Origin of the sequence: Superficieibacter sp. BNK-5 (genome assembly GCF_047456055.1) — a bacterium.
Lineage (GTDB): Bacteria > Pseudomonadota > Gammaproteobacteria > Enterobacterales > Enterobacteriaceae > Superficieibacter.
This window is the reverse complement of record NZ_CP179893.1, coordinates 4,761,968-4,784,678: the sequence shown is the minus strand read 5'-3', so window position 1 is coordinate 4,784,678 and position 22,711 is coordinate 4,761,968. Positions and strand designations below refer to the sequence as shown.

At 54.3% G+C, this 22,711-nt stretch carries 12 protein-coding genes; 7 read left to right on the top strand and 5 right to left on the bottom strand.

What is annotated here, in order from left to right; all coding sequences use genetic code 11:
• The first annotated feature begins 31 nt into the window (after positions 1–31).
• Both ACMGGS_RS22835 and ACMGGS_RS22830 read left to right on the top strand, forming a co-directional pair.
• The gene (locus tag ACMGGS_RS22835; RefSeq protein ID WP_414164499.1) at positions 32–994 is read left to right on the top strand and encodes a SinI family autotransporter-associated protein; all 963 of its coding nucleotides are present in this window, start codon (positions 32–34) and stop codon (positions 992–994) included.
• Between the two features lie 98 nt (positions 995–1,092).
• On the top strand, positions 1,093–7,593 hold the full coding sequence (locus ACMGGS_RS22830; RefSeq protein WP_414164498.1) for an adhesion domain-containing protein: 6,501 nt from the start codon (positions 1,093–1,095) through the stop codon (positions 7,591–7,593).
• Between the two features lie 284 nt (positions 7,594–7,877).
• Here the strand turns inward: ACMGGS_RS22830 and xseA are convergent, their stop codons facing one another.
• Positions 7,878–9,248 (bottom strand): exodeoxyribonuclease VII large subunit, encoded by a 1,371-nt coding sequence (gene xseA / locus ACMGGS_RS22825; protein ID WP_414164497.1) that lies wholly within the window; start codon positions 9,246–9,248, stop codon positions 7,878–7,880.
• 160 nt (positions 9,249–9,408) lie between these two features.
• Here xseA and guaB point away from each other — a divergent pair, with 160 nt between their 5' ends.
• The 4 genes from guaB (at position 9,409) to ACMGGS_RS22805 (ending at position 14,510) form a co-directional block, all read left to right on the top strand.
• Positions 9,409–10,875, top strand: coding sequence for an IMP dehydrogenase (gene guaB, locus ACMGGS_RS22820; RefSeq protein WP_414164496.1), 1,467 nt, complete (start codon positions 9,409–9,411; stop codon positions 10,873–10,875).
• Positions 10,876–10,943: 68 nt separating this feature from the next.
• Positions 10,944–12,521: a glutamine-hydrolyzing GMP synthase gene (gene guaA / locus ACMGGS_RS22815; protein ID WP_414164495.1), complete on the top strand. Its 1,578-nt coding sequence runs from the start codon at positions 10,944–10,946 to the stop codon at positions 12,519–12,521.
• Positions 12,522–12,736: 215 nt separating this feature from the next.
• Positions 12,737–13,735, top strand: a complete 999-nt coding sequence (locus ACMGGS_RS22810; protein ID WP_414164494.1) for a type IV toxin-antitoxin system AbiEi family antitoxin — start codon at positions 12,737–12,739, stop codon at positions 13,733–13,735.
• Positions 13,689–14,510, top strand: coding sequence for a hypothetical protein (locus ACMGGS_RS22805; protein WP_414164493.1), 822 nt, complete (start codon positions 13,689–13,691; stop codon positions 14,508–14,510). Before ACMGGS_RS22810 ends, ACMGGS_RS22805 begins: the two co-directional genes overlap by 47 nt.
• A gap of 80 nt (positions 14,511–14,590) precedes the next feature.
• Here the strand turns inward: ACMGGS_RS22805 and ACMGGS_RS22800 are convergent, their stop codons facing one another.
• Positions 14,591–14,782 (bottom strand): YfgG family protein, encoded by a 192-nt coding sequence (locus tag ACMGGS_RS22800; RefSeq protein ID WP_414164492.1) that lies wholly within the window; start codon positions 14,780–14,782, stop codon positions 14,591–14,593.
• A gap of 352 nt (positions 14,783–15,134) precedes the next feature.
• Between ACMGGS_RS22800 and ACMGGS_RS22795 the strand changes: the two genes are divergently transcribed.
• Positions 15,135–17,396, top strand: a complete 2,262-nt coding sequence (locus tag ACMGGS_RS22795; protein ID WP_414164491.1) for an EAL domain-containing protein — start codon at positions 15,135–15,137, stop codon at positions 17,394–17,396.
• A 48-nt stretch (positions 17,397–17,444) separates the two neighbouring features.
• On the opposite strand, the gene ppx is transcribed toward ACMGGS_RS22795, so the two are convergent.
• The 3 genes from ppx to ACMGGS_RS22780 form a co-directional block, all read right to left on the bottom strand.
• Positions 17,445–18,986 (bottom strand): exopolyphosphatase, encoded by a 1,542-nt coding sequence (gene ppx / locus ACMGGS_RS22790; RefSeq protein ID WP_414164490.1) that lies wholly within the window; start codon positions 18,984–18,986, stop codon positions 17,445–17,447.
• A gap of 4 nt (positions 18,987–18,990) precedes the next feature.
• Positions 18,991–21,057 carry a polyphosphate kinase 1 gene (ppk1, locus tag ACMGGS_RS22785; protein ID WP_414164489.1) on the bottom strand — a complete coding sequence of 689 codons (2,067 nt, stop codon included), beginning with the start codon at positions 21,055–21,057 and terminating at the stop codon, positions 18,991–18,993.
• A 249-nt stretch (positions 21,058–21,306) separates the two neighbouring features.
• Entirely contained in the window at positions 21,307–22,536 is a 1,230-nt protein-coding gene (locus ACMGGS_RS22780; RefSeq protein WP_414164488.1) for a hypothetical protein, read from the bottom strand.
• Positions 22,537–22,711 lie beyond the last annotated feature (175 nt).

Sequence of the window (22,711 nt, the reverse complement as noted above, 5' to 3'; positions counted from 1 at the left end):
GCCGCTGAATTTGAAGACAAGGAGAATCTTTATGCAATCAACATTGACACAGCGGCTGACGAAGGTCGCGCTGGCGCTGATCCTCGCAGGCTATTGTGCCGTACCGGCGGCAATGGCCGACGAGACGCGGGGCAACCTGAAGGAGGGCCAGTGGCAGTTTAGCGGCAATACCGGTTCCATTCAGGGTACCGTACCGTGGATTAACCGTACGCCAACATCAACAACGGACGCGGATAAAAACCACGTAACGTTGACAATCGACCGTGCCGGGCGTACCGCGTCAACCGACGGCGACAAACAGCTGCATATCGGCGATAAGCTGACCGTAAGCTGGGGGATTGGCGATACCCAGGGCGACGTCGACGCGACTAACGTGACCAAAGGCACGATTCAGTGGATGAGCTATGCCGATCAGGATGGCAACGGCGCTACCGAAATCGGTACAAAAGGCAGCGAGACCTACACCATTCAGCCCGGCGACGCGGACAAATACATCGGTCTGAAAATTACCGCTAACACGACCACCGGCGATCCGCGCGTGGCCGAAGAAATTATCCTCAAAGACCTCTCCACCGACGCGGGCGGGGGTTCCGACAGCGACGATATTCCCGAAGGCCCGGTTGTTGACGATAACGTCGGCGTGATCATCGTCGATATGGCTGACCAGTCGGTTAACCTGCTTAACCATACGGAAACCAATCTGCACACCGGCCACACCTATAAAGCGGTGCTGTGGAGAGATACCAACGGTAACAAAACCTACGATTCCGGCACGGATGAGATCGTTAACGACAAGTACGACTACCAGTGGGTCTTCACCGGCGAAAGCGCCACCGACCGTACTACTGCGCCGACCGGCCCGGTCGACTCCAACGTACAGAACCGGGATCTGTTCATACCCGAAACCAACGCCGAGGCAAGCACTGTCCTCACCGGCGCGGGTGCGGACGGCGTTCAGGGTTACGGCCTGTCCGTCAAATACAAACGTAAATAATTTTTACCTCACGCCATTCCCTGCGGGGAATGGTGCTTTCGCATTCTTTGCTTAGCGCCGGGCTAAGCAAAGCGTGTTAAGGCAGCACAACAGGAGTGATGGGCAAGATGCTATCTATCGTCGGTAAATTAAAAACCGTATTCGGCTTTTTACTGCTGCTGATCTTTATCAGCCTATCGGCGTCGGCGGCCTTGCAGGGCGGTTCCTGGCAATGGCCGGGAGCCACCACCGGGCAGGTTAACGGTACCGAGCCGGTGGCCGACAGCGCCTGGATACCGGTCTATCAGGGCAGTTCGCACCTGTTAACCGATGCCGCAAACCCGGTAGCCTATTCCGCCAGACCGAACGAATTCAGCGCGGCGACCGCTCCCGCGCAGATGGAAGTGCTGAACCCGCGCGATACCGAAGGTGATATCTTCGCCACCTCGCCGCTGGACTGGCAAACCCATCAGGCACCGGCCGCGACGGTAGTATGGGCCGATGCCGCCACGCCGGATACGCCGCTTAACCCGCAGCCCGCTGGTAACCTCACTTTTTGCGAACAGAGCCTGACGGATCGGCATCTGGTGGTATGGGCGCAGGTGCCGGAGTCGGAAACCCCGCCCGCACTACAGCTGTTTACCCTTACCGGCCTGCCCAACAGCGCGCCCATTCCGCTTGCCGTGCAAAAATATGCTGTGGATATCGCCCCGGCGGTAAGCAGCCCGGTAGCGGTTAGCGCCAGTCATTATGATGAAGGATTTAAAGCGGCGAAGGTGAAGGTGGGGGAGAGCATTACGCTGACCATTAGCACCAAAAACTGTTCAGGGGAGGTCTACCCGAACGGCAATTTTATTATTACCCGTAAGGATGCGCTCAACCGTAAGGAAGAGGTGAATAACGCCAGCCCGGTACACATTGGCGACACCGAACTGACCACTACTGCCACGGAATATCGCGGCAGGACGGGCGCGGACGGCACCGCAACGGTGACCGTCACCCAGGCCAACGGGCCGGGCGTCAGAACCACGCTTAACGTTCGGGCAGGCAACAATGCGGCGCTTACCGATAGCGTCGACGTTATCTTCACCACCCTGACCAGCCCGGACAGCGCCGAGGCGAAGATGTACGGCCATATGCCGGACAGCGAAACCGCCGAGCTGAATGGCATAACCTATACCTTCACCCGGCCGAAACTGGCGGCGGAAACCAGCGGCACCAGCGGCACCATCATTAAAAATAATGAAACCTGGGCGCAGTTTAGCTGGAACGGTGCGGACAACCACTGCGACATTTTGCCGGACGCTGAACAGCTGATAGCGGCAAGGAACGCGCACAGCACGGCAGCAACCTATCCAGGCTGGCCGCTTGATGAGTACTGGTCTTCCACCAAAGATCAGATTGTTACCAACCACTATGGCGTCGATTTAAACAGCGGCAGCGTCAAGCTTGAGAATGACGCCTCCGCTTTTCTGGTGAGCTGCGTGGATAAGGCTCAGCCGCTGGCGCATCCGCAAATCACGCTTTCCCCGGAAGGGCCGTACATCGCGGAAGTGGGCGAGGCTATCGATATCGTCGTGAGCGTGGTCGATCGCGACAGCAAAAAACCGCTGCCGTACCGCTATATGGAGCTGTATATCGATCCGGCAACCAACCGCCAGGGGCAGCACAACGCCGAATGGGATAACCTGCCCGTCACCGCGGCCAGCGAGGGGATGCGCGCCTCGTCGCCGGAGCACTATGTCGGCACGACCGACGCTAACGGCCAGGTACACCTGACGCTAACGCACGATCGGGGTCTGGGCGTGGAAACGCCGATTCGCATCGTCATGCCAGACGACGAAGGCGCTCAGGTGACGAAGGCTTTCAGCGTCATCTTTACCGTGATTACCAGCCCGGACGTTGACGGGGCCAACATGTGGGGCCATATGCAGGGGATGATCGAGGCCGGAAACCTGTATAAACGCCCGATGCTGGCGGTCGAGGCGGACCATAAAACCGGTACCAAAGAGGAGAATAACGAAACCTGGGCCACCTTTAACTCCGTCGCCGCTGCCGAAAGTCAGTGCGGAAGAGGGCAGGTGCCGGGGCAGCTCTCGCTGGACAGCCTCTATTCCACGCACTCCGGCAATACCATGGAAACGCTGCACGGCTGGCCAACCGCTGATTATTACATCACCGCCGACACTGACGGTACGCAGACCTCGCATGTCAGTCTGGAGACCGGTGCGGACGGTAAGTTTAGCGGCAACGCAGAAAACTATCTGACCTGTTCCGGCAACGAAATGGTGACGGTCATTGAGGCCTGGTTTAACAACGATCCGTCGCGGGAAGATGCCATAGCGAAAGTCAGCGAGCCAATTACGCTGCACGTTCATTCCGTCAATGCGCTGAACAATATGACGGTACCGTATGCTGATTTTACCGTCACCATGACGGCGGGGCGCAATCGCGACGGGCTGATGACCGGCTTTACCGATCCGACCCAGGGCGCGTTAACTTTCACCGACGAAAACGGCGCTCGCGTCTACGGCCCGGCGCAGGGATCGATGGTTTATCACGGTACAACAGACGCGCAGGGTAACGCAGAAATCACGTTGACCCAGCCCAAGGGGGTGGGCCTGAAGACGCTGCTGTCTATCGTGTCCGTGGATTCCTTAATCAGAACGCCGTCGACGCGCAGCGTGACCTTTACCGTGCCCACCAGCCCGGATACGCCGGACGCAAATATGTGGGGCCATATGGATGACACCATCAGCGTCAATGGTGTCAGGTTTGCGCGGCCAAAATTGCAGGCAGAAGCGCCTTCCTCGACGCGAAACCAGGTCGAGAATAACGAAACCTGGGCCCGCGTCTATCATACTGAGGCCGATGGTAACGTAGAGAGCGGCGGCTGTGCAGCCAACCATCTGCCCCGCATCGATCAGTTAAACGCGCTGTACAGCGCCGAAGGCAATGACATACATGCCGTTCACGGCTGGCCAATTCTGCGCGACTACTGGTCTTCCACCTTTGCCAGCGCGAGCACATGGAACGTTATCTCGCTTACCAGCGGTGCCGTGTCCAGCGTGGGTAATGCTGACACGTTCTATGCCACCTGTCTGCGCGCCGAAAACCCGCAGGCGGCGACCATCACCATTGAGCCGGTCGACGCCTCGCTGTGGTACAACGCTAACGGCGAACATGCGGTAAAAGTGAAAAAAGACGATGAGCTGCAATTAAAGGTCACCGTCAAAGACGCCAGCGGCAACCCGCTGCCGGGCGCGCCGTTCGTGCTTAGCCGCGGCGACGGCTATAACCGCCAGAATGTTAAGCATATCGCCGGTAGCGGCGACGGCATCGTTTCGCCGCTGGTTATCGACGGCGAATCGCTTAACGATACCACCACCAAAACGGGGCGGCAGACCGGCACTGACGGCAGCAAAATTATCACCGTCACCCGGCCCGGCACGCACGGAACGAAAGTCGCCATTACCGCCGCGCTGTACAACAACCCGAGCATCAGCGCCAGCATTGACACCATTTTCACCGTCGTCACCAGCCCGGACACGGTAAAAGCCACCATGTGGGGCCATATGCCTGAACAGGTGACGGCGAAGGACGGTACGGTGTTTGAGCGCCCGCGTCTTGCCAGTGAGATAACCGGCGTCAGCGTCGACAGCAACGTGGAAAACAACGAAACCTGGAGCATGGCGAGCTACAGCCAGATGGCACAGCTGTGCGGCGCGGATCGCACGCCAACCTTCGCCAGCCTGACGTCGCTGTACGACGCCTGGCCCGTCGGCGCGATCAACAGCCAGCAGGGCTGGCCGATAAACGGTAAAACGTATCAGACGCAGACGCCCGGCCTTAACACCAGCAGCTTGCAACAGCGCTGGGTGAAAACCATTAACTTAAAAGACGCCAGCGCGCTGGTGCTCTCCTCCACCGACCAGGCCTATTTTGTCTGCCAGCAAACCGCCGTGCCGTTGGCGACGAAACTGCTGATTACCCCTGCACCGTATGATGCGCAGAATAAATACGGCAAAGTGAAGGTCGGCGAAACCATGGCGCTTACCATTACCACCCTCAACGCGGCAGGTAACCCGGTGCCCTATGCGCCCTTTATCCTTCATGATGTCAGCGCGACGGGGCGTTCGGATACGGCTCTGTATGTGGGGACAGAAGCGAATCTGACGCTGAATAACAGCTACACTCTGTCGTCAGGTACGCAATCCGGTATGCTCTATCTGGGCACCGGCGCGGATGGCACCCTGACGCTGCAGGTAAAACAGGATAACGGCGTGGGGTATGACAACCTGGTCGAGGCGTATCTGGACGGTAACGACGCTTCGAAACAGAACGCGCGACTGATCTTTACCGTTCCTACCAGCCCGGACGTTGAAAAGGCGAACTACTGGGGCCATATGCCGGATGAACTGACCGCCAGCGACGGCAAAGTGTATCGCCGTCCGAAGCTGGCGGCGGAGCTTTCTTCAACGCCCGTTTCTACCTATACGCTTACACGCACCAGAAACGGAGATGTAAAAGGCGAGGTCTGGCCGCTGTTTACCGTGGACGACGCCTGGAACGGAACCAACGGCGGCTGCGGGCGTAACTATCTCCCGACGATGAGCGATCTGCACACGCTCTACGCCACATATCCGAACGGTGATATTCATAATGTTCAGGGCTGGCCTGCGAACCCCAATGGTAACCGTTCTTATGAGAGTGGCGGGTGGGCGAGCGACTATTTACTTAATCAAAATGCACTTTCGTATGGCTCGGTCAACCTTATCGATAATAAAGAATCCTATATTAGTGCGGGCGGTTACGAGTCTGATTCCAGGCGCCAGCAGTATTGCCTGGTCTCACAGGGGGAAAATCATATTGCCAGCCAGTTGACGCTGACCTCGGTGAACTGGAATGAGGAGAAGGGCGCGGTCATTGCCAAAAAAGGCGAAACCATTCCGATGGTGATTACGGTGAAAGATGCCTCAGGTCAGCCGGTAGCGGATCAGGCGGTGAAAATCACGCGCGCAGACGCGAAAACTCGCGCTGGCGGGGTCTGGGGCAGAAGCGGTAGCGACGATATCACCTTGCTTAACGTGACGCCGCCGCCGGGCGGAATGCCGCCAACGGTGGCGATGCCGAACGCGGGTGATTTCTTATATATGAAGACGAACGCGCTGGGGCAGATGACGTTCGATGTGGCCCAGGAAAATACCCAGGGCTTAGAAACGCTGCTGACGGCGGTGCTGGCGTCGAATAGCGCCATTCAGGACAGTAAAAATGTCCGCTTCACCGTTCTGACCAGCCCGGATAGCGACAAAGCCAAAATGTGGGGCCATATGCCGGAGACGATTACCGCATCCAATGGCCTTGTCTTCCAGCGCCCTCTGTTGATGGCAGAGCTAAAAACAACCTCGAACACCAGCGTACTGAACGCCGATAACGAGGAGTGGTACACCATCCGGCTATCGACGATTGGCACCCGCAGCGACTGTCCGTCCGCGCGGATGCCGCTGCTGAACGATTTAAAAACGCTGTATAGCGATTACCCCGAAGGGCAGATGAACACCGGGTTTGGTCTGCCTGTCACGGGCGGCGTGCAGTGGGCGGCGATTGATAAAGCTTTCGTCAATCATAGTACGGCACCGAGCACCTGGCAGACTATCGATCTCAGTACGGGGAGCACGACGTCGAACGTCAATAGTACGTCCAGTATGCCGCAGCTCTGCCTTGTCGAGCCGCGCAATGTGCAGATTTCCTTGCTTTCCGACAGAGCATGGGACAGCGAAAAATCAGGCTATGTTCTGAAGCAGGGCGAGACGCTGCCGCTGACCGTGAAGCTCACAGACGGAGCCGGACAGCCTGTTCCGGGCGTGACGTTTAAGCTGTCGCGTGAGGGTTCCTATACCCGTAACGCGCCTGGCGATCCTGGGGGCGGTAAAAAGCCCGGGCCTGCGGTCCTTCAAAACGATGTCGCGATGACGCTGACGTCTCTGTCGCCGGATGCCGATTCGGTTAACTGGAAGTCGGGAAGTAAAGAGTGGTACGGCCTTACGGCCGCCGACGGTACGGTGCGGCTAACTCTTGAGCAGCAGACGGCCCTGGGTTTAAGAACCGGGATCACCGCCACTCTGGCGTATGACAGAAACATTACGACCCGCGATGAGAGAGCGGCCATCTTTACCGTACCGACCAGTCCGGACAGCACCGTGGCGGCTTACTGGGGGCATATGCCGGATACCGTTGAGGTTAACGGCCATACGCTGCAGCGTCCGCCTCTGAAAGCCGAGCTTTCCGCCCAGCCGCCGGAGACATGGACTATCAATAACGAAGTGTGGGCGGGAATGTATGTGGATCAGTATCAACGATCTACGACCTCTATCGTCCCGAACTGCGGCGGTAACGAAAACATTGCCACGATGGCGGATTTGCAGGCTTTACGCACGGTGATTGGTGGGCTGCTCTGGCCAGCGTGGGCCCCTGATGGAGACGCTCGCCACAACGGTTATCTGGCGCAGGACGAAGATGGCGACGGTGAGCATTGCGCGTTAAACGAGGAAACGGGCGAGCAGAACTGCGGTCTTGGTACGAGTTCGCACGGTTTGTTCCGTTCCTGTCTGATCCGCTAGCGGAAGCTGCCGCCAGGCAAATTGCCCGGTGGCGCTGCGCTTACCGGGCCTACGGTGACGTACAGTCCGTTGATATGGCAGGATTTGTTGGTCGGGCAAGGCGCAGCCGCCACCCGGCAAAACGGCGCTGAAGCACCCGCGGTAACTCAGCCCGGTGGCGCTGCGCTTACCGGGCCTACGGTTACGTACAATCCGTTGATATGGCAGGATTTGTAGGCCGGGTAAGGCGCAGCCGCCACCCGGCAAAACGATGCCCGGAATAGATTTGTTATCAACCTCGCGCGTCAGCTTTTACGCTGACGCGGCTTTTTCGTCGGCGTGATGCGGGTGACCTGGCTTTCCAGCCAGCCGTCTTCCAGCCGCGTGGTCATCACGTCGCCGGTATGGACCTGCTTCACTTTCTTCAGGACTTTGCCGTCTACTGCTGCCGAAACGCTGTAGCCGCGTGCCAGCGTCGCCAACGGGCTGACCGCTTCCAGATGGGTAACCGCATTGCCGAACCGTTCGCGCTGTTCGCTTAACCGCGCGCGGATATTTTCCGCCAGACGGTATTCCAGCTGCTGCACGCGCGACTGGGCGCGGTGAATACGCGGCTGCGGGTTTTGCTGATTCAGGCGCTGCGTGACGCGCTGCTGCCGCTGGGCGGCGCGTTTTAGCTGGGATTCAAGCGCGACGCTCATGCGCTGACGCAGCCGCTCCAGCGTGGTCTGCTGGCGGGCGAGCCGCAGTTGCGGATGCTGCTGTTGCAGGCGATGATGCAACTGAGTAAAGCGGCGCTGGCGGTTTGCCAGATAATAATCCATCGCCATTTCAAGGCGCTGCTGCCCGGCCTGCATCTGACGCAACAGCTCCTGCTGATTGCGGCTGACCATCTCCGCCGCCGCCGAAGGCGTCGGCGCGCGCAGGTCGGCGACAAAATCGGCAATCGTGACGTCGGTTTCATGGCCGACGGCGCTGACCACCGGAATACGGCTGGCGAAAATTGCCCGCGCTACCCGCTCGTCATTAAAGCTCCACAAATCTTCCAGCGACCCGCCGCCGCGCCCGACGATCAGCACGTCGCACTCGCCGCGCGCGTTGGCCAGTTCAATGGCGCGCACGATTTGCCCCGGTGCGTCATCGCCCTGTACAGCCGTGGGATAAATCACCACCGGCAGCGAAGGATCGCGGCGTTTCAGGACGTGAAGGATATCGTGCAGCGCCGCGCCGGTTTTCGAGGTGATCACCCCGACGCAGTGGGCAGGCGAGGGCAGCGGCTTTTTAAATTCCTGGCCGAATAGCCCTTCCGCCTGCAGCTTAGCTTTTAGCTGTTCATATTTCTGCTGGAGCAGCCCTTCGCCTGCGGGCTGCATACTCTCGACGATAATCTGATAGTCACCGCGCGGCTCATAGAGCGTGATATTCGCGCGCACCAGCACCTGTTGCCCGTGCTGCGGGCGAAAAGTGACGCGGCGGTTGCTGTTGCGAAACATCGCGCAGCGTACCTGAGCAGTGTCATCTTTGAGCGTGAAGTACCAGTGGCCGGAAGCCGGCTGGGTAAAGTTGGAGATCTCGCCGCTGATCCAGACCTGGCCCATTTCTCGTTCCAGCAGCAAACGCGCGGTCTGATTCAGGCGGCTAACGGTATAAATAGCAGGGGATTGAGATAGTGACATGTGAGCGAGATCAAATTTTAAATCAGCGGGTTATTCGATCGATAGTAACCCGCATGTCAGCAATCGCAAGCATTTTGATAAAAAAATGTAGAAGCAATCGGTTACGCTCTGTATAATGCCACGGCAATATTTAACCACCCCCAGGTCAGAGATATTGCCCATGCTACGTATCGCTAAAGAAGCCCTGACGTTTGACGACGTCCTCCTCGTTCCCGCTCACTCCACCGTTTTGCCGAACACCGCCGATCTCAGCACGCAGCTGACGAAAACCATTCGCCTGAACATTCCGATGCTCTCTGCGGCGATGGATACCGTTACCGAAGCGCGGCTGGCGATTGCGCTGGCGCAGGAAGGCGGCATTGGCTTTATTCATAAAAACATGTCTATCGAGCGTCAGGCGGAAGAAGTGCGTCGCGTGAAGAAACACGAATCCGGCGTGGTGACCGACCCGCAGACCGTGCTGCCAACCACGACGCTGCACGAAGTGAAAGCGCTGACCGAGCGTAACGGCTTCGCAGGCTACCCGGTTGTGACTGAAGACAATGAGCTGGTGGGTATTATCACCGGCCGCGACGTGCGTTTTGTTACCGACCTGAGCCAGCCGGTCAGCGTTTATATGACGCCGAAAGAACGTCTGGTTACCGTGCGTGAAGGTGAAGCGCGTGAAGTCGTGCTGGCTAAAATGCACGAAAAACGTGTTGAAAAAGCGCTGGTCGTTGATAATAGCTTCCATCTGCTCGGCATGATCACCGTAAAAGATTTTCAGAAAGCGGAACGTAAACCAAATTCCTGTAAAGACGAGCAGGGGCGTCTGCGCGTGGGCGCGGCCGTCGGCGCAGGTGCTGGCAACGAAGAACGCGTGGATGCGCTGGTGGCAGCGGGTGTTGACGTACTGCTGATCGACTCTTCCCACGGCCACTCCGAAGGCGTACTGCAACGCATCCGCGAAACCCGTGAAAAATATCCGGATCTGCAAATCATCGGCGGCAACGTGGCGACTGGCGCAGGCGCACGCGCGCTGGCTGAAGCCGGCGTGAGCGCGGTGAAAGTGGGTATCGGCCCCGGTTCAATCTGTACTACCCGCATCGTGACTGGCGTGGGCGTGCCGCAGATCACCGCCGTCTCTGACGCGGTGGAAGCGCTGGAAGGCCTCGGTATTCCGGTTATCGCTGACGGCGGTATTCGTTTCTCCGGCGACATTGCTAAAGCGATCGCCGCTGGCGCAAGCGCAGTCATGGTCGGTTCGATGCTGGCGGGTACGGAAGAATCCCCGGGTGAAATCGAACTCTATCAGGGACGTTCTTACAAATCCTACCGCGGCATGGGTTCGCTCGGTGCGATGTCTAAAGGCTCCTCCGACCGTTACTTCCAGAGTGACAACGCCGCCGACAAACTGGTGCCGGAAGGTATCGAAGGCCGCGTGGCCTATAAAGGCCGCCTGAAAGAGATCATCCATCAGCAGATGGGCGGCCTGCGCTCCTGTATGGGTCTGACCGGCTGTGGTACCATCGACGCGCTGCGTACGAAGGCGGAATTTGTTCGCATCAGCGGCGCGGGCATTCAGGAAAGCCACGTTCACGACGTCACCATTACCAAGGAATCCCCGAACTATCGTATGGGGTCCTGATTTTCTTCGCCCGACTCTGTGTCGGGCGATTTATTTAGCCTGTTTCACTTGCCTCGGAATTAGCGTCAATGACGGAAAACATTCATAAACATCGCATTCTCATTCTGGATTTCGGATCGCAGTACACTCAGCTGGTGGCACGTCGCGTGCGTGAACTTGGCGTTTACTGCGAACTGTGGGCCTGGGATGTTACGGAAGCACAAATTCGCGAATTCAATCCCAGCGGGATCATTCTTTCCGGTGGCCCGGAAAGTACCACCGAAAACAACAGCCCGCGCGCGCCGCAGTATGTTTTTGAGGCTGGCGTGCCGGTGTTCGGCGTTTGTTACGGCATGCAGACCATGGCGATGCAGCTCGGCGGCCACGTTCAGGGCTCGAACGAACGTGAGTTCGGCTATGCGCAGGTTGAAGTGAAAACCGACAGCGCCCTGATCCGCGGCATAGAAGACTCTCTCACCGCCGACGGCAAACCGCTGCTTGATGTATGGATGAGCCACGGCGATAAAGTGACGGCGATCCCGGCGGACTTCGTCACCGTCGCCAGCACCGAAACCTGCCCGTTTGCGATTATGGCGAACGAAGAAAAACGCTTCTACGGCGTGCAGTTCCACCCGGAAGTGACCCATACCCGTCAGGGGATGCGTATGCTGGAGCGTTTCGTGCGCGATATCTGCCAGTGTGAAGCGCTATGGACCCCGGCTAAAATTATTGACGACGCCGTTGCCCGCCTTCGCGAGCAGGTAGGCGATGACAAAGTGATCCTCGGCCTCTCCGGCGGTGTAGATTCCTCCGTTACCGCCATGCTGCTGCACCGCGCCATCGGCAAAAACCTGACCTGCGTGTTTGTCGACAACGGCTTACTGCGACTCAATGAAGCTGAACAGGTGATGGACATGTTTGGCGATCACTTCGGCCTGAATATCGTTCACGTTGAAGGTGAAAAACGCTTCCTTGATGCGCTGGCGGGCGAAAACGATCCGGAAGCCAAGCGTAAGATCATCGGCCGCGTGTTTGTTGAAGTGTTCGACGAAGAAGCGCTGAAGCTGGAAAACGTGAAATGGCTGGCGCAGGGCACTATCTATCCTGACGTTATCGAGTCTGCGGCTTCTGCAACCGGTAAAGCGCATGTCATCAAATCTCATCACAACGTTGGTGGCCTGCCGAAAGAGATGAAGATGGGCCTGGTTGAGCCGCTGCGTGAGTTGTTCAAAGACGAAGTGCGTAAAATCGGTCTGGAGCTGGGCCTGCCTTACGATATGCTCTACCGCCATCCGTTCCCGGGACCGGGCCTCGGCGTGCGCGTACTGGGCGAAGTGAAGAAAGAGTACTGTGACCTGCTGCGTCGCGCTGACGCTATCTTTATTGAAGAGTTGCGTAAAGCGGATCTCTACAACAAAGTCAGCCAGGCGTTTACCGTCTTCCTGCCGGTCCGTTCTGTCGGCGTGATGGGCGATGGCCGTAAGTACGACTGGGTGGTTTCTCTGCGCGCGGTAGAAACCATCGACTTTATGACCGCCCACTGGGCGCACCTGCCGTATGATTTCCTCGGGCGGGTGTCTAACCGTATTATCAATGAAGTCAATGGGATATCGCGCGTGGTGTATGACATCAGCGGGAAGCCGCCAGCGACGATTGAGTGGGAATGATTTTCCAGCCCATTCTGTTCATTTATTGTTGAATATGATTAAGAGAACCCCTCTGTTTTACAGAGGGGTTTTTTATAGGTTGCTATTTCAGGTTATGTATAGCGCCTGACGATAGGAGACCCCCTTGTATTCCTTTAAACCCCTATTGCATACTCCCTGTTTTGTTCATATATTACTTTGTTCATGATTCATGAACAAATGTTGAGGGTGAACAAATGATAGAAGAACAGCTGCTTGCAACGGCCGTAGAAAAACTGCCCAACGCTTTTCATTTCCAGTATGACCTCAATGCTGGATACGATGTTTATGACGGATCGGGCAAACTGACAGGGCCAGATAATGAAACAGTGATGTTTACTCTGTTGATAAAACAGATTCACCGTAAAGAATCCCTGATGGTTGCCCGTGAGCAGATGGCTCGCTTCCCTGCGGAGATACCGGTCTTGCTGGTGTGTAACCGCCTGACACCTGCCCTGGCGGAATATTGCGCCGAGAGCCAAATCAATTTCATTGATACCGCCGGAAATGCCCGTATTCAGGTCCCTGGCTTATACCTGCTTGTTGAAGGGCGGTATGAAAAGAAACCCGTTACTGCTAATAGCCGATTTGCGGAAGGGGTAATGAAGCTGCTTTTTGTGCTGCTGTCCCATCCGGAAACTCTGAATGAGACTTACCGATCGTTGGCGGAAAAAGCGGGGATCTCTCTGGGTATGGTCAGCAAGGCCTTCGGCTACCTCGAGGCGCAGCGCTATTTTCGCAAATCGCTGAAAGGGCGACGATTAATGAATGAAAATGAGTTACAGATTCTGTGGCTGAAGGATTATGCCGCTGCTCTGCGTCCGAAACTGAATTTTCTTAGACTGTCTGCGCCTGCGTCATGGGGTGAGCTAATGCTTGAGCCGGGAGAATACTGGAGCGGAGAGATTATTGCCGAAAAACTGAGCGACGGATATCTGAGACCCGAAAACGGTGTCATTTTTACGCCTCACGTATTATTGCAAAGGCGCAAGGATCTGGCCTTAAAGCCTGTGACTGATGGAAAGCTTCAACTGGTATCCTGTTTTTGGGGACGTTTTACGCTGAACCTTAAAGCTGAAGCGATGCTATGTGTGGCCGAGTTATTAACAAGCGGTGACGACAGGAACCGGGAAACAGTAAGGATAATCAATGACAAATATCTTCATCTTAGTGAATCCCATCTTTTCAGTTACTGAAAGATTATTGAGTCGGATCAACCAAATTTGTACAACACAAGGGATCCCCTTTTTTATTGCGGGCGCGACGGCGCGTGAAATTCTTCTCCATCATGTTTATAACCGAAGTATCGGCCGACGTACGCGCGATATCGATATCGCTGTTTTTGTCGGAGACTGGTCGACATTTGATGCATTAAAGAATGCTTTTCTTGCGGAAGGTGCGCGAGCTGTTCAGGGTAACGCCCATCGTATGATCGCTGAAGGTATTGAACTGGATATTATTCCTTTTGGCGACATTGCTGAGGATAATCAGATCGCCTGGCCGCCAGATCGCGCCATTATTATGGCGGTGGACGGTTTTGACGAGGCATTCTCTCATACCGTGATAGTACAGTTGGATAACGGTGAAAAACTGCCGTTTTGTTCGCTGCCGGGTCTGGCGCTGTTGAAACTGTTTGCCTGGCGCGATCGTGGGCATGGTAACGCCAAAGATGCGACCGATCTCTACAAAATTATTTGTGAATATGGCGCTATTGAAGACGGACGTATCTATGAAGCGCCTGTAAAAGGGGAACGGCTGGGTTGGGAACCTGTACGTATGGGGGCAGTATTATTGGGTCACGATATTGCAGCCATTAGCAAAGCAGCATCCCTTGATGAACTGACGCGGCTTGATAAAGAGCGCCTGATCGACGCTGTCGCGCGGCAGTATGATGTGGGTGATACGGAAAAAATTGAGCAGGTGATTAATGATTTCTGGATGTCATTCATACCTGCCAGTGAGTCGACATGAATTCAATCAGAATGCGCCTGCTGATGCTGGCGCTCACTTTGCGCAATGGCTGGATCGCGTGACGGAAAAGCGCGTGATGTTTAACGGCGATCGGACGTTTCTATGGTCAGGCTGGACTGCTGAGTCTGTTTTTTGTCTTGATGATGATGCCAGGCACCGATGGAAGAGTAGACTAAGCGTCCAAAAAAGAAGAAGAAACTGATAAGCAATACGATACGGGTCATGCGACTGTTAAATCGATGTCGGTTTCGCATACTGGTAACCTGACTCACAAAAGGTCCTTTGAGGTATACCCACAGAGCGGGGCGATAGATACATTAAGACACAGTGTAGCGTAAGGGTCAATTGAATGTGATGTAAAATTCTGTCAGTGGATTCATCAGTTGTTGTTATGAAATATAATTAATATATTTACGTTAATAATTAATAAGTACTACCAGCGCAGTAGAAAAGTAATAATTGATTAATGAGGACTTAGTATTTGATTTATATCAAATATCACTCAGCGTTAATAATTAAAATCTAAGCATTATGTTGCGGGAGCGCCTCTTCGCAACGTTGTTGCCAGGTGGGATACCTGTCTGAAAACGCCCCGCAGGATGCCGGGTTTTCTGCTGAGCATCTATGAAATTAAGTAAAACATACATTAAACACAGAGATAAATGGTGGGGGCTTCCGCTTTTTTTACCCTCCTTGCTGCTACCCGTTTTAAGTAATGCGAATACTTTCGCCCATATCAGTTCGGGAACGGTCGTGCTTTTTTTTCTGCCGCTGGCATTAATGATTAGCCTGATGCTTTTTTTTGGCTGGGCGGCGATACCAGGGATGATCGTTGCGCTTTTCTGGCATAAATATCAGCAGGCAGGGCTGGCGGATAATGTGCTTATCGTGATCCATTTTTTGCTTCCCGTTGTGGTGAGCTGGGCTGGCTATCGCGCTTTTACGCCGAACCGGCGTAACGTCTCACACGGCAACGTCAGGTTAATGTCTCAACGCATCTTCTGGCAGGCAGTTTGCCCCGCGACGTTATTTCTCGCGCTTTATCAGCTCGTTGCTTTTTTCGATATTTATCATCTGCGGCAGAACCTGAATGGCGTAACCCTGTTTACGATCAATATGCTGATTAACTACCAGGCATTATTAGTCGGCAATTTAATCGGGGTGCCGCTTTGCTATTATATCATCCGTATTCTTCGTCATCCTCTCTATATACGCGCCTATTTTTCACAGATGCGTTTGCAGTTTGATCCTAAAGTGACCAAACGAGAAATCGTGGTATGGACGGCGATATTCATTGGGCTAATGGTGATGCTCTGCATGCCTCTCAACCATAGCAGTTCGATATTCGGCACCAATTATACTTTTTCTTTACTGCTGCCGGTGATGTTGTGGGGGGCGATACGCTACGGCTACCGTTTCATGTCGCTGGTCTGGACCCCGGTGCTGATTACGTCCATTCATTTTTTCCACGGTTATATCCCGTTATTTCTGGGGTATGAGACTCAGCTAGCCATTACCTCCTCAAGCTATCTGGTCTATTCATTCATCATCGTTTTCATTTCGATACTGGCGATGCAGCAAAGAACGATTAACCGCCGGGCGCGAATGCTGGCCTTTCTTGATCCGGTGGTACACCTGCCTAATTTACGTGCGCTTAATCGGGCATTACATCGCTTTCCGTGGTCGGTACTCTGTTTTATCCGTATTCCCGAGCTGGAACTGCTGGGCCGAAATTATGGCGTCATGCTGCGTATTCAGTACAAACAGCAACTGGCGAGCTGGATCGGCTCGCAGCTCATGCCTGACGAAGGGGTTTATCAGATGTCAGGTAACGATCTGGTTTTCCGCCTTAATACGGAAGCATATCAGAGCCGGATTGAAGATATTGACCTTCATATTAAGCGTTTTCGCTTTGTCTGGGACGGCATGCCGCTACAGCCGCAGGTCGGGATGAGCTATTGCTACGTCCGTTCGCCAGTGACGCATATCTATTTATTGTTAGGAGAGCTAAGCACGATTGCCGATTTATCGCTGGCAACCAACCATCCGGAAAATTTGCAAAAGCGGGTGGCGATGTATCTTCAGCAGGATCTGAAAGACAAAGTCGCGCTGATGAACCGCTTGCAGTTGGCGCTGGAACAGGATCAATTCTGTTTGATGGCCCAGCCTATTGTCGGCGTTCGCGGCGATACCTATCATGAGATCCTGCTCAGGCTTATTGGTGCTAACGGCGAGATGATCAATCCCAACGACTTTTTGCCGGTCGCTCATGAATTTGGTTTATCGTCGCGCATCGATATCTGGGTACTGGAAAATACGCTGCGGTTTATGGCCCGGCACCGGGAAGAAATGCCCGCCTGTCGTTTTGCGATTAACCTTTCGCCCTCTTCGGTATGCCGCGCCCATTTTCACCGGGAGGTGCAAATGCTGCTCGCACAGTATCAGGTCGAAGCGTGGCAGCTTATTTTTGAAGTAACGGAAAGTGATAGCCTGGCGAATGTCGAGCAGGCCAATCTGACGTTGGCAAAACTGCAAAAAATGGGATGCCGGATAGCCATAGATGATTTCGGTACCGGCTATGCAAGCTATGCGCGTTTAAAAAGCGTGGATGCGGATATCCTTAAAATCGACGGCAGTTTTATCCGCAGTATCGTATCCAATAGCCTGGATTATCAAATCGTGGCGTCTATCTGCCATCTGGCGCGGATGAAAAAGATGCAGGTGGTGGCGGAATATGTCGAAAGCGAAGAGATACGCACCGCAGTAATTTCGCTGGGCATTGATTATCTGCAAGGGTATTTACTCGGCGAACCGCAACTGCTGGAAGAAACGTTGAAAGCGCAGACGGCTGCGAAATCAACTTCCCTCTTTTCTGACGATATTTAAATTCGGCGATAAAAATAACGGGCGTCAGTGGCTGACGCCCGGACAGTCCTACGCCGCGATATCGGGCGAGTTTTCCTCTTCTATATGGAGCAGCCAGCCGGTAACGGCTTCCCAGTACTGCTGCTCTTTTTCCAGATCGAGCAACACCAGCGCGTTCTGGCTGAACCAGCCGTGCGGAAAGCGCAGGGTCCAGTGATTGTCGTCCGTCTCCAGCACCAGGGAAGGCGGCGTGGTAGTCGCCTGGCGCTGATTATTCAGCAGCACACCCAGGCGTAAAAGCTGGATTAACGGCAGGAACTGCTTCTTTTTGAACAGCGTAAACCGCGGCAGGTCATCCAGCTTCACTCCTTTGCGATGATAGCGAACCAGCGTTGCCATCAGGGTTTGTTGCTCCTGATTAAATCCGGGCAGGTCGCTGTTTTGCAGAATATATGCAGAGTGACGATGCAGGCCGCTGTGATTAATATTCAGGCCCACTTCATGCAGCATGGCGGCCCACTTCAGCAGCGCTTCCAGCTGCGGATGCGCCAGCTTCGGCTGCTGCGTCTGCCACTGTTCATACATCTGCATGGTGGTATCCAGCACGCGTCGCGCCTGATCGCTGTCGATGTTGTACTGATTGGCCAGACTTTTGGCGGTGCGGCTGCGCACATCCTGATGACGGAAGCGACCTTCCATCTCATAGAGTACGCCTTCGCGCAACGCGCCGTCGGACAGCCGCAGTTCCCGAATGGCCAGCGCGTCAAAAACGCCGCACAGGATCGCCAGACCCGGTACGAAAACGGCTTTGCGCTCCTCGGACAACCCCGGCAGACTCAGCGCGTCGAAGCTGCGGTGCTGGAGCAACTCCGCCACCAGTTTGTCCAGCCGCTCCGGGGTAATAAAGCCATCTTTTTCGCCCATTTCCAGCAGCACTTCATGCGCGGCTTTAATGGTACCAGAAGCGCCCAGCGCCACGTTCCAGCCCTGGATCCGGTATTGCCAGGTCAGGGATTCGAGCTTTTGCGCCGCCGCCATCCGGGCGCGCTGGAAGTTTTCCTTACTGATGACGCCGCCCGGGAAATAAAGCTGGGCGAAACTGACGCAGCCCATGCGGCGGCTTTCCACCAGCTTCGGTTCAAAATTCTCGCCGATGACCAGTTCCGTTGAACCGCCGCCGATATCAATAACCAGCTTGCGGCCTTTTTCCGGCTGCGTATGTTCGACGCCCATAAAAATCAGGCGTGCTTCTTCGTTCCCGGAGATGATTTCAATCGGGTAGGGGATCACCTTCTCCGCACGCTTAAGAAAATCAGTGGCGTTCAGCGCCTGGCGGAGCGTATGCGTTCCCACGATGCAGACGCTCGACGGCGCGAACCCCTGCAGACGCTCGGCAAATAAAGACAGACAGCTCAGGCCACGCTCCATCGCTTCTTCGCTCAGCATATTATCGTCGCCGAGGCCGTCCGCCAGATGGACGCGCTGTTTCAGGCGACCAATGATTTGCATCGCGCCATCCACCACACGGGCAATGACCATATGAAAACTGTTTGAACCGAGGTCGACCGCCGCGAACTCCTGCGGTCGTGGTGACGAATCATGTATTGGCATAGCGTTAGTCAGGTTGCTCGAGTGATTTGATGTAGTCGTAAATCGCCAGTTGTGACTGCACCTTGCGGCGATTACCGCGCGGCACATAGCGATTGCTCAGTTCTTTATCGATATAACGGGCTTTTACCGTATCGCTAAACAGGATGTCAATAATATCCAGCACCCGCTGTTTGAGGCGCGGGTCGAGGAGCGGGGTAGCCACTTCAATGCGATAGTCGATATTTCGCGTCATCCAGTCCGCGGAGGAGAGATAGACCTGCTTATCGCCGCCGTTCTCAAAGATGTAAACCCGGTCATGCTCAAGGTAGCGGTCAACAATACTGATAACGCGGATATTGTCGCTGAGGCCTTCCAGATTGGGAATAAGCGAGCACATCCCGCGAATCAGCAGATTCACCGGCACGCCGGACCCGGAGGCAGCATACAAACGGTCCACCAGCCCTTTATCGACCAGGTTATTTAATTTTAACGTGATACCAGAAGGTTGACCCTGCTGGGCATGGGCGATTTCCCGGTCGATCATTTCATACAGCAGACGTCGTGAGTTTTGCGGCGATACCAGCAGGTAATCGAAGTTGACCGGGCGATACGGGTTTTCAATAAAGTTAAAGACGCGACGCACTTCATTGGTGATGCGCGCATCGGCGGTTAACAACGAATAGTCGGTATAGAGCCGCGCGGTTTTTTCGTTGAAGTTGCCGGTGCCGATGTGGGCGTAGCGCACCACTTCATCGCCCTCTTTACGCGAGATAAGAAACAGTTTGGCGTGAATTTTCAGCCCTGGCGCGGAGAAAATCACGTGAACGCCCGCTTCCGTCAGACGTTTCGCCCAGTGAATATTCGCTTCTTCGTCGAAGCGCGCCTGCAATTCCACGACCACGGTGACTTTTTTACTGTTATGCGCGGCGTGGATCATGGCGTCGATGATGCGCGAATCTTTGGCCACGCGATAAATATTGATTTTGATCGCCAGCACATTCGGGTCAAAAGACGCCTGACGCAGCAGCTCAAGCACGTGCTCAAAGGTATGGTACGGGTAATAAAGCAGCACATCACGCTCGCGAATCGCGTCGAAACCATTACGGAACTTCTGGTTATCGAACCAGATATGACGCAGGCGCGGCAGCGGCTTATTAACCAGATTCGCTTTACCTACGTTGGGAAAGCTAATGAAATCTTTAAAGTTATGGTAGCGTCCGCCCGGCACGATAGAGTCGTAGCGGGAAATGCTCAGTTTTTCCCGCAGCACTTCCACCAGCGCATTGGGCATATCGCGCTGGTAGACAAAGCGCACCGGCTCAGCGGTCAGACGCTGCTTCAGGCTGGAGGACATTAGTTCCATCAGGCTGGATTCCATCTCATGCACCAGATCATACTCGGCGTCGCGCGTCATCTTCATCGAGTAGGCGTTAAGGGCGTCGTAATCGAAGAAGCCGTGAAAAATGTCATCCAGACAGTAGCGCAGGATGTTATCCAGCAGGATCATCGGCTTACGGCGACGCGGCGCTTCCGGCGGCAGGTTCACAAAGCGTGGCACTTTGTCTGACGGGATTTCCAGCAGCGCGTAGCGCGTGTCGTCGCCACGAATAATTTCAACCGCCAGATAGGTGTAATCATCCTTCAGGAAGTTAACCAGATTCGTTTCACGGTTGATAAGCGTCGGGATAATGTGCTGGCGCAGATGTTGTTTGAAGTAGAGACGCAGCCAGTTTTGTTGGTTAACGGAAAGCTGGCGTTCGTTGATGAGGAAGATCTGGTTGCGCGCCATCTCCAGCAGCAGCTCGTTATACAGGCTGTCGAACTCCTGATCGGCCTTTAGCACCCGCGACTGGATTTTTCCCAGCAAATGCCGCGAACTGGTCTGTATTCCCTGTTCTTCGCTGATAATGATGCGCCGTTTTAACTCGGCGAATCGCACCTTGTAGAATTCATCAAGGTTGTTCGAATAGATCCCCAGAAACCGCATCCGCTCAATCAGCGGGTTGCTTTTATCTGCCGCTTCCTGAAGCACGCGTTCGTTAAAGGATAACCAGCTCAACTCTTTTTCGATGTATAACTTTTCCTGACCCATTACCACCTGTACTCCATTTAATCCACGAGACACTGCCTGTTGCCGGAGGACGCCCATAAAGAATATGCTCTGGAAACGCGATGTCCGCACGTCCCGCATACGCCGTAAGCAAACCGGTTACCGGGCCGATCGCGAGGTTCAGAATGCCGTCTCAGTATGACAGTTATTCGATATTATTGAAGAAATTTGTCTCGACCGGAGCAGGCGCTATCGCAGGGATCACAGCGATAACGCCTTAAAAAAAAGCAGTCAGGCAGGCAGCGACGTTTCAGGAAGCTGACTGGTGATAGTAGAAATATGCAGATGCAGGCCGTTGATTAGCGCAGCGGCGTGACTATTATCCGCTTTAATGAGCAGGTGCGAGACCGCCCAAATCTGTCCGCTGGCCTCTTTATGGATGAGCGGAGTATAGCTGTGTAAAAAGTGATCGGCGAGCGGTGTTGCGACGCAGGTGACTACACGGTAGATTTTTTCCCTGACGCCATGATAGGGCGGGTTACGTAACCACTGCGCAATCCGGGCGTGCATTTCAAGTAAATCATGGGCTTCCGTCGGCTGAGGAGCATCAATATTTTCCAGCGCCTTCACCAGTAGCGCTTCCATACGGTGTTTATTCAGTGCCGCGATCTGGCGAACCGGAATGCAGAGCGTTAACCCTTCAAGCTTATCGCCCTGCGCCAGTTGTAGGGGTTCGCGCGTGGCGTAGCAGGCTTTTTGCAAACTCAGGGCAACATTGTCGGGCAGGGGAAGGCCCTGTTCCTGCATCGTTTTCTCCAGCCAACTCCAGAACTTCTGCTCGCGATTTTTCGTCAGGTTGATGCCATAACGTAGCGGTTCGCAAATGGTAAACAGCTTAATGCAATCTTTCACATGCCACAGAAAAACACTCAGGCCAATAATAACGAAGGCGGTGACGATTTCACCGGTTAGATATAACGCATAATGATTGCTGATGGCTTTAACATGCCAACTAAACCATAGCATCTTAAATATCAGTAGGGTGATAGCCGTCAGGATGATAAAAAAACAGTGGGCGGTTGCACTAAGGGCAATGATGTTACGAAACCAATGGAATAAAGAGGATTTATCTTCAGGGGGTAAATCTTCTTCGTTAAGCTTCCTTACGTGTAAGCACAATCTTTGCGCCAGCACGCCAGAAAAAAAAGCAATAACCGAAAATATACAGCTGAAGATAGCCAGGACGTACTCAGTATTAACGGCGGCAAAATAATAGGGGTAAGTTTCTTTTATGGCTTCATAGCGGTCAACAATGCCAGAGATTGAATATTTTTTCCCATCCCAAACGAAGGTGCCGTTAGCTGCATTTTTGGGGGCCTCCAGCGCGGCATGGTACTGCACGGTGGCTGTGCTGGCGTTAATGTGAATGCGGTTAATGTGGAACCAGGCGTTAAAAGAATAAAACAGAAGAATAACTGGGATAATCCAGATACCAAAAAGTAATACCTTATTTTTAAACATGTTAACTGTCCGGGCAAGAGTAACAAAAGCCGGTGAGCATGCTATTGCGATTATTGCCGAAAATCAAGGAGGCAAGTTCATTTTCGATAAAACATTTTCCGCATTTTTATATATTAGCTGGAAATATATATTTTTTGAATGGAAATGGTGTCAATGATAATTTCTGTCAGGGAAT

What these genes read in the sequence shown, in the direction of transcription:
- ACMGGS_RS22795 (WP_414164491.1), top strand. Translation starts at nt 15,135, where the DNA reads ATGAAATTAAGTAAAACATACATTAAACACAGAGATAAATGGTGGGGG.
- ACMGGS_RS22805 (WP_414164493.1), top strand. Translation starts at nt 13,689, where the DNA reads ATGACAAATATCTTCATCTTAGTGAATCCCATCTTTTCAGTTACTGAA.
- ppk1 (WP_414164489.1), bottom strand. Translation starts at nt 21,057, where the DNA reads ATGGGTCAGGAAAAGTTATACATCGAAAAAGAGTTGAGCTGGTTATCC.
- ACMGGS_RS22835 (WP_414164499.1), top strand. Translation starts at nt 32, where the DNA reads ATGCAATCAACATTGACACAGCGGCTGACGAAGGTCGCGCTGGCGCTG.
- ppx (WP_414164490.1), bottom strand. Translation starts at nt 18,986, where the DNA reads ATGCCAATACATGATTCGTCACCACGACCGCAGGAGTTCGCGGCGGTC.
- guaA (WP_414164495.1), top strand. Translation starts at nt 10,944, where the DNA reads ATGACGGAAAACATTCATAAACATCGCATTCTCATTCTGGATTTCGGA.
- ACMGGS_RS22810 (WP_414164494.1), top strand. Translation starts at nt 12,737, where the DNA reads ATGATAGAAGAACAGCTGCTTGCAACGGCCGTAGAAAAACTGCCCAAC.
- ACMGGS_RS22830 (WP_414164498.1), top strand. Translation starts at nt 1,093, where the DNA reads ATGGGCAAGATGCTATCTATCGTCGGTAAATTAAAAACCGTATTCGGC.
- xseA (WP_414164497.1), bottom strand. Translation starts at nt 9,248, where the DNA reads ATGTCACTATCTCAATCCCCTGCTATTTATACCGTTAGCCGCCTGAAT.
- ACMGGS_RS22780 (WP_414164488.1), bottom strand. Translation starts at nt 22,536, where the DNA reads ATGTTTAAAAATAAGGTATTACTTTTTGGTATCTGGATTATCCCAGTT.
- guaB (WP_414164496.1), top strand. Translation starts at nt 9,409, where the DNA reads ATGCTACGTATCGCTAAAGAAGCCCTGACGTTTGACGACGTCCTCCTC.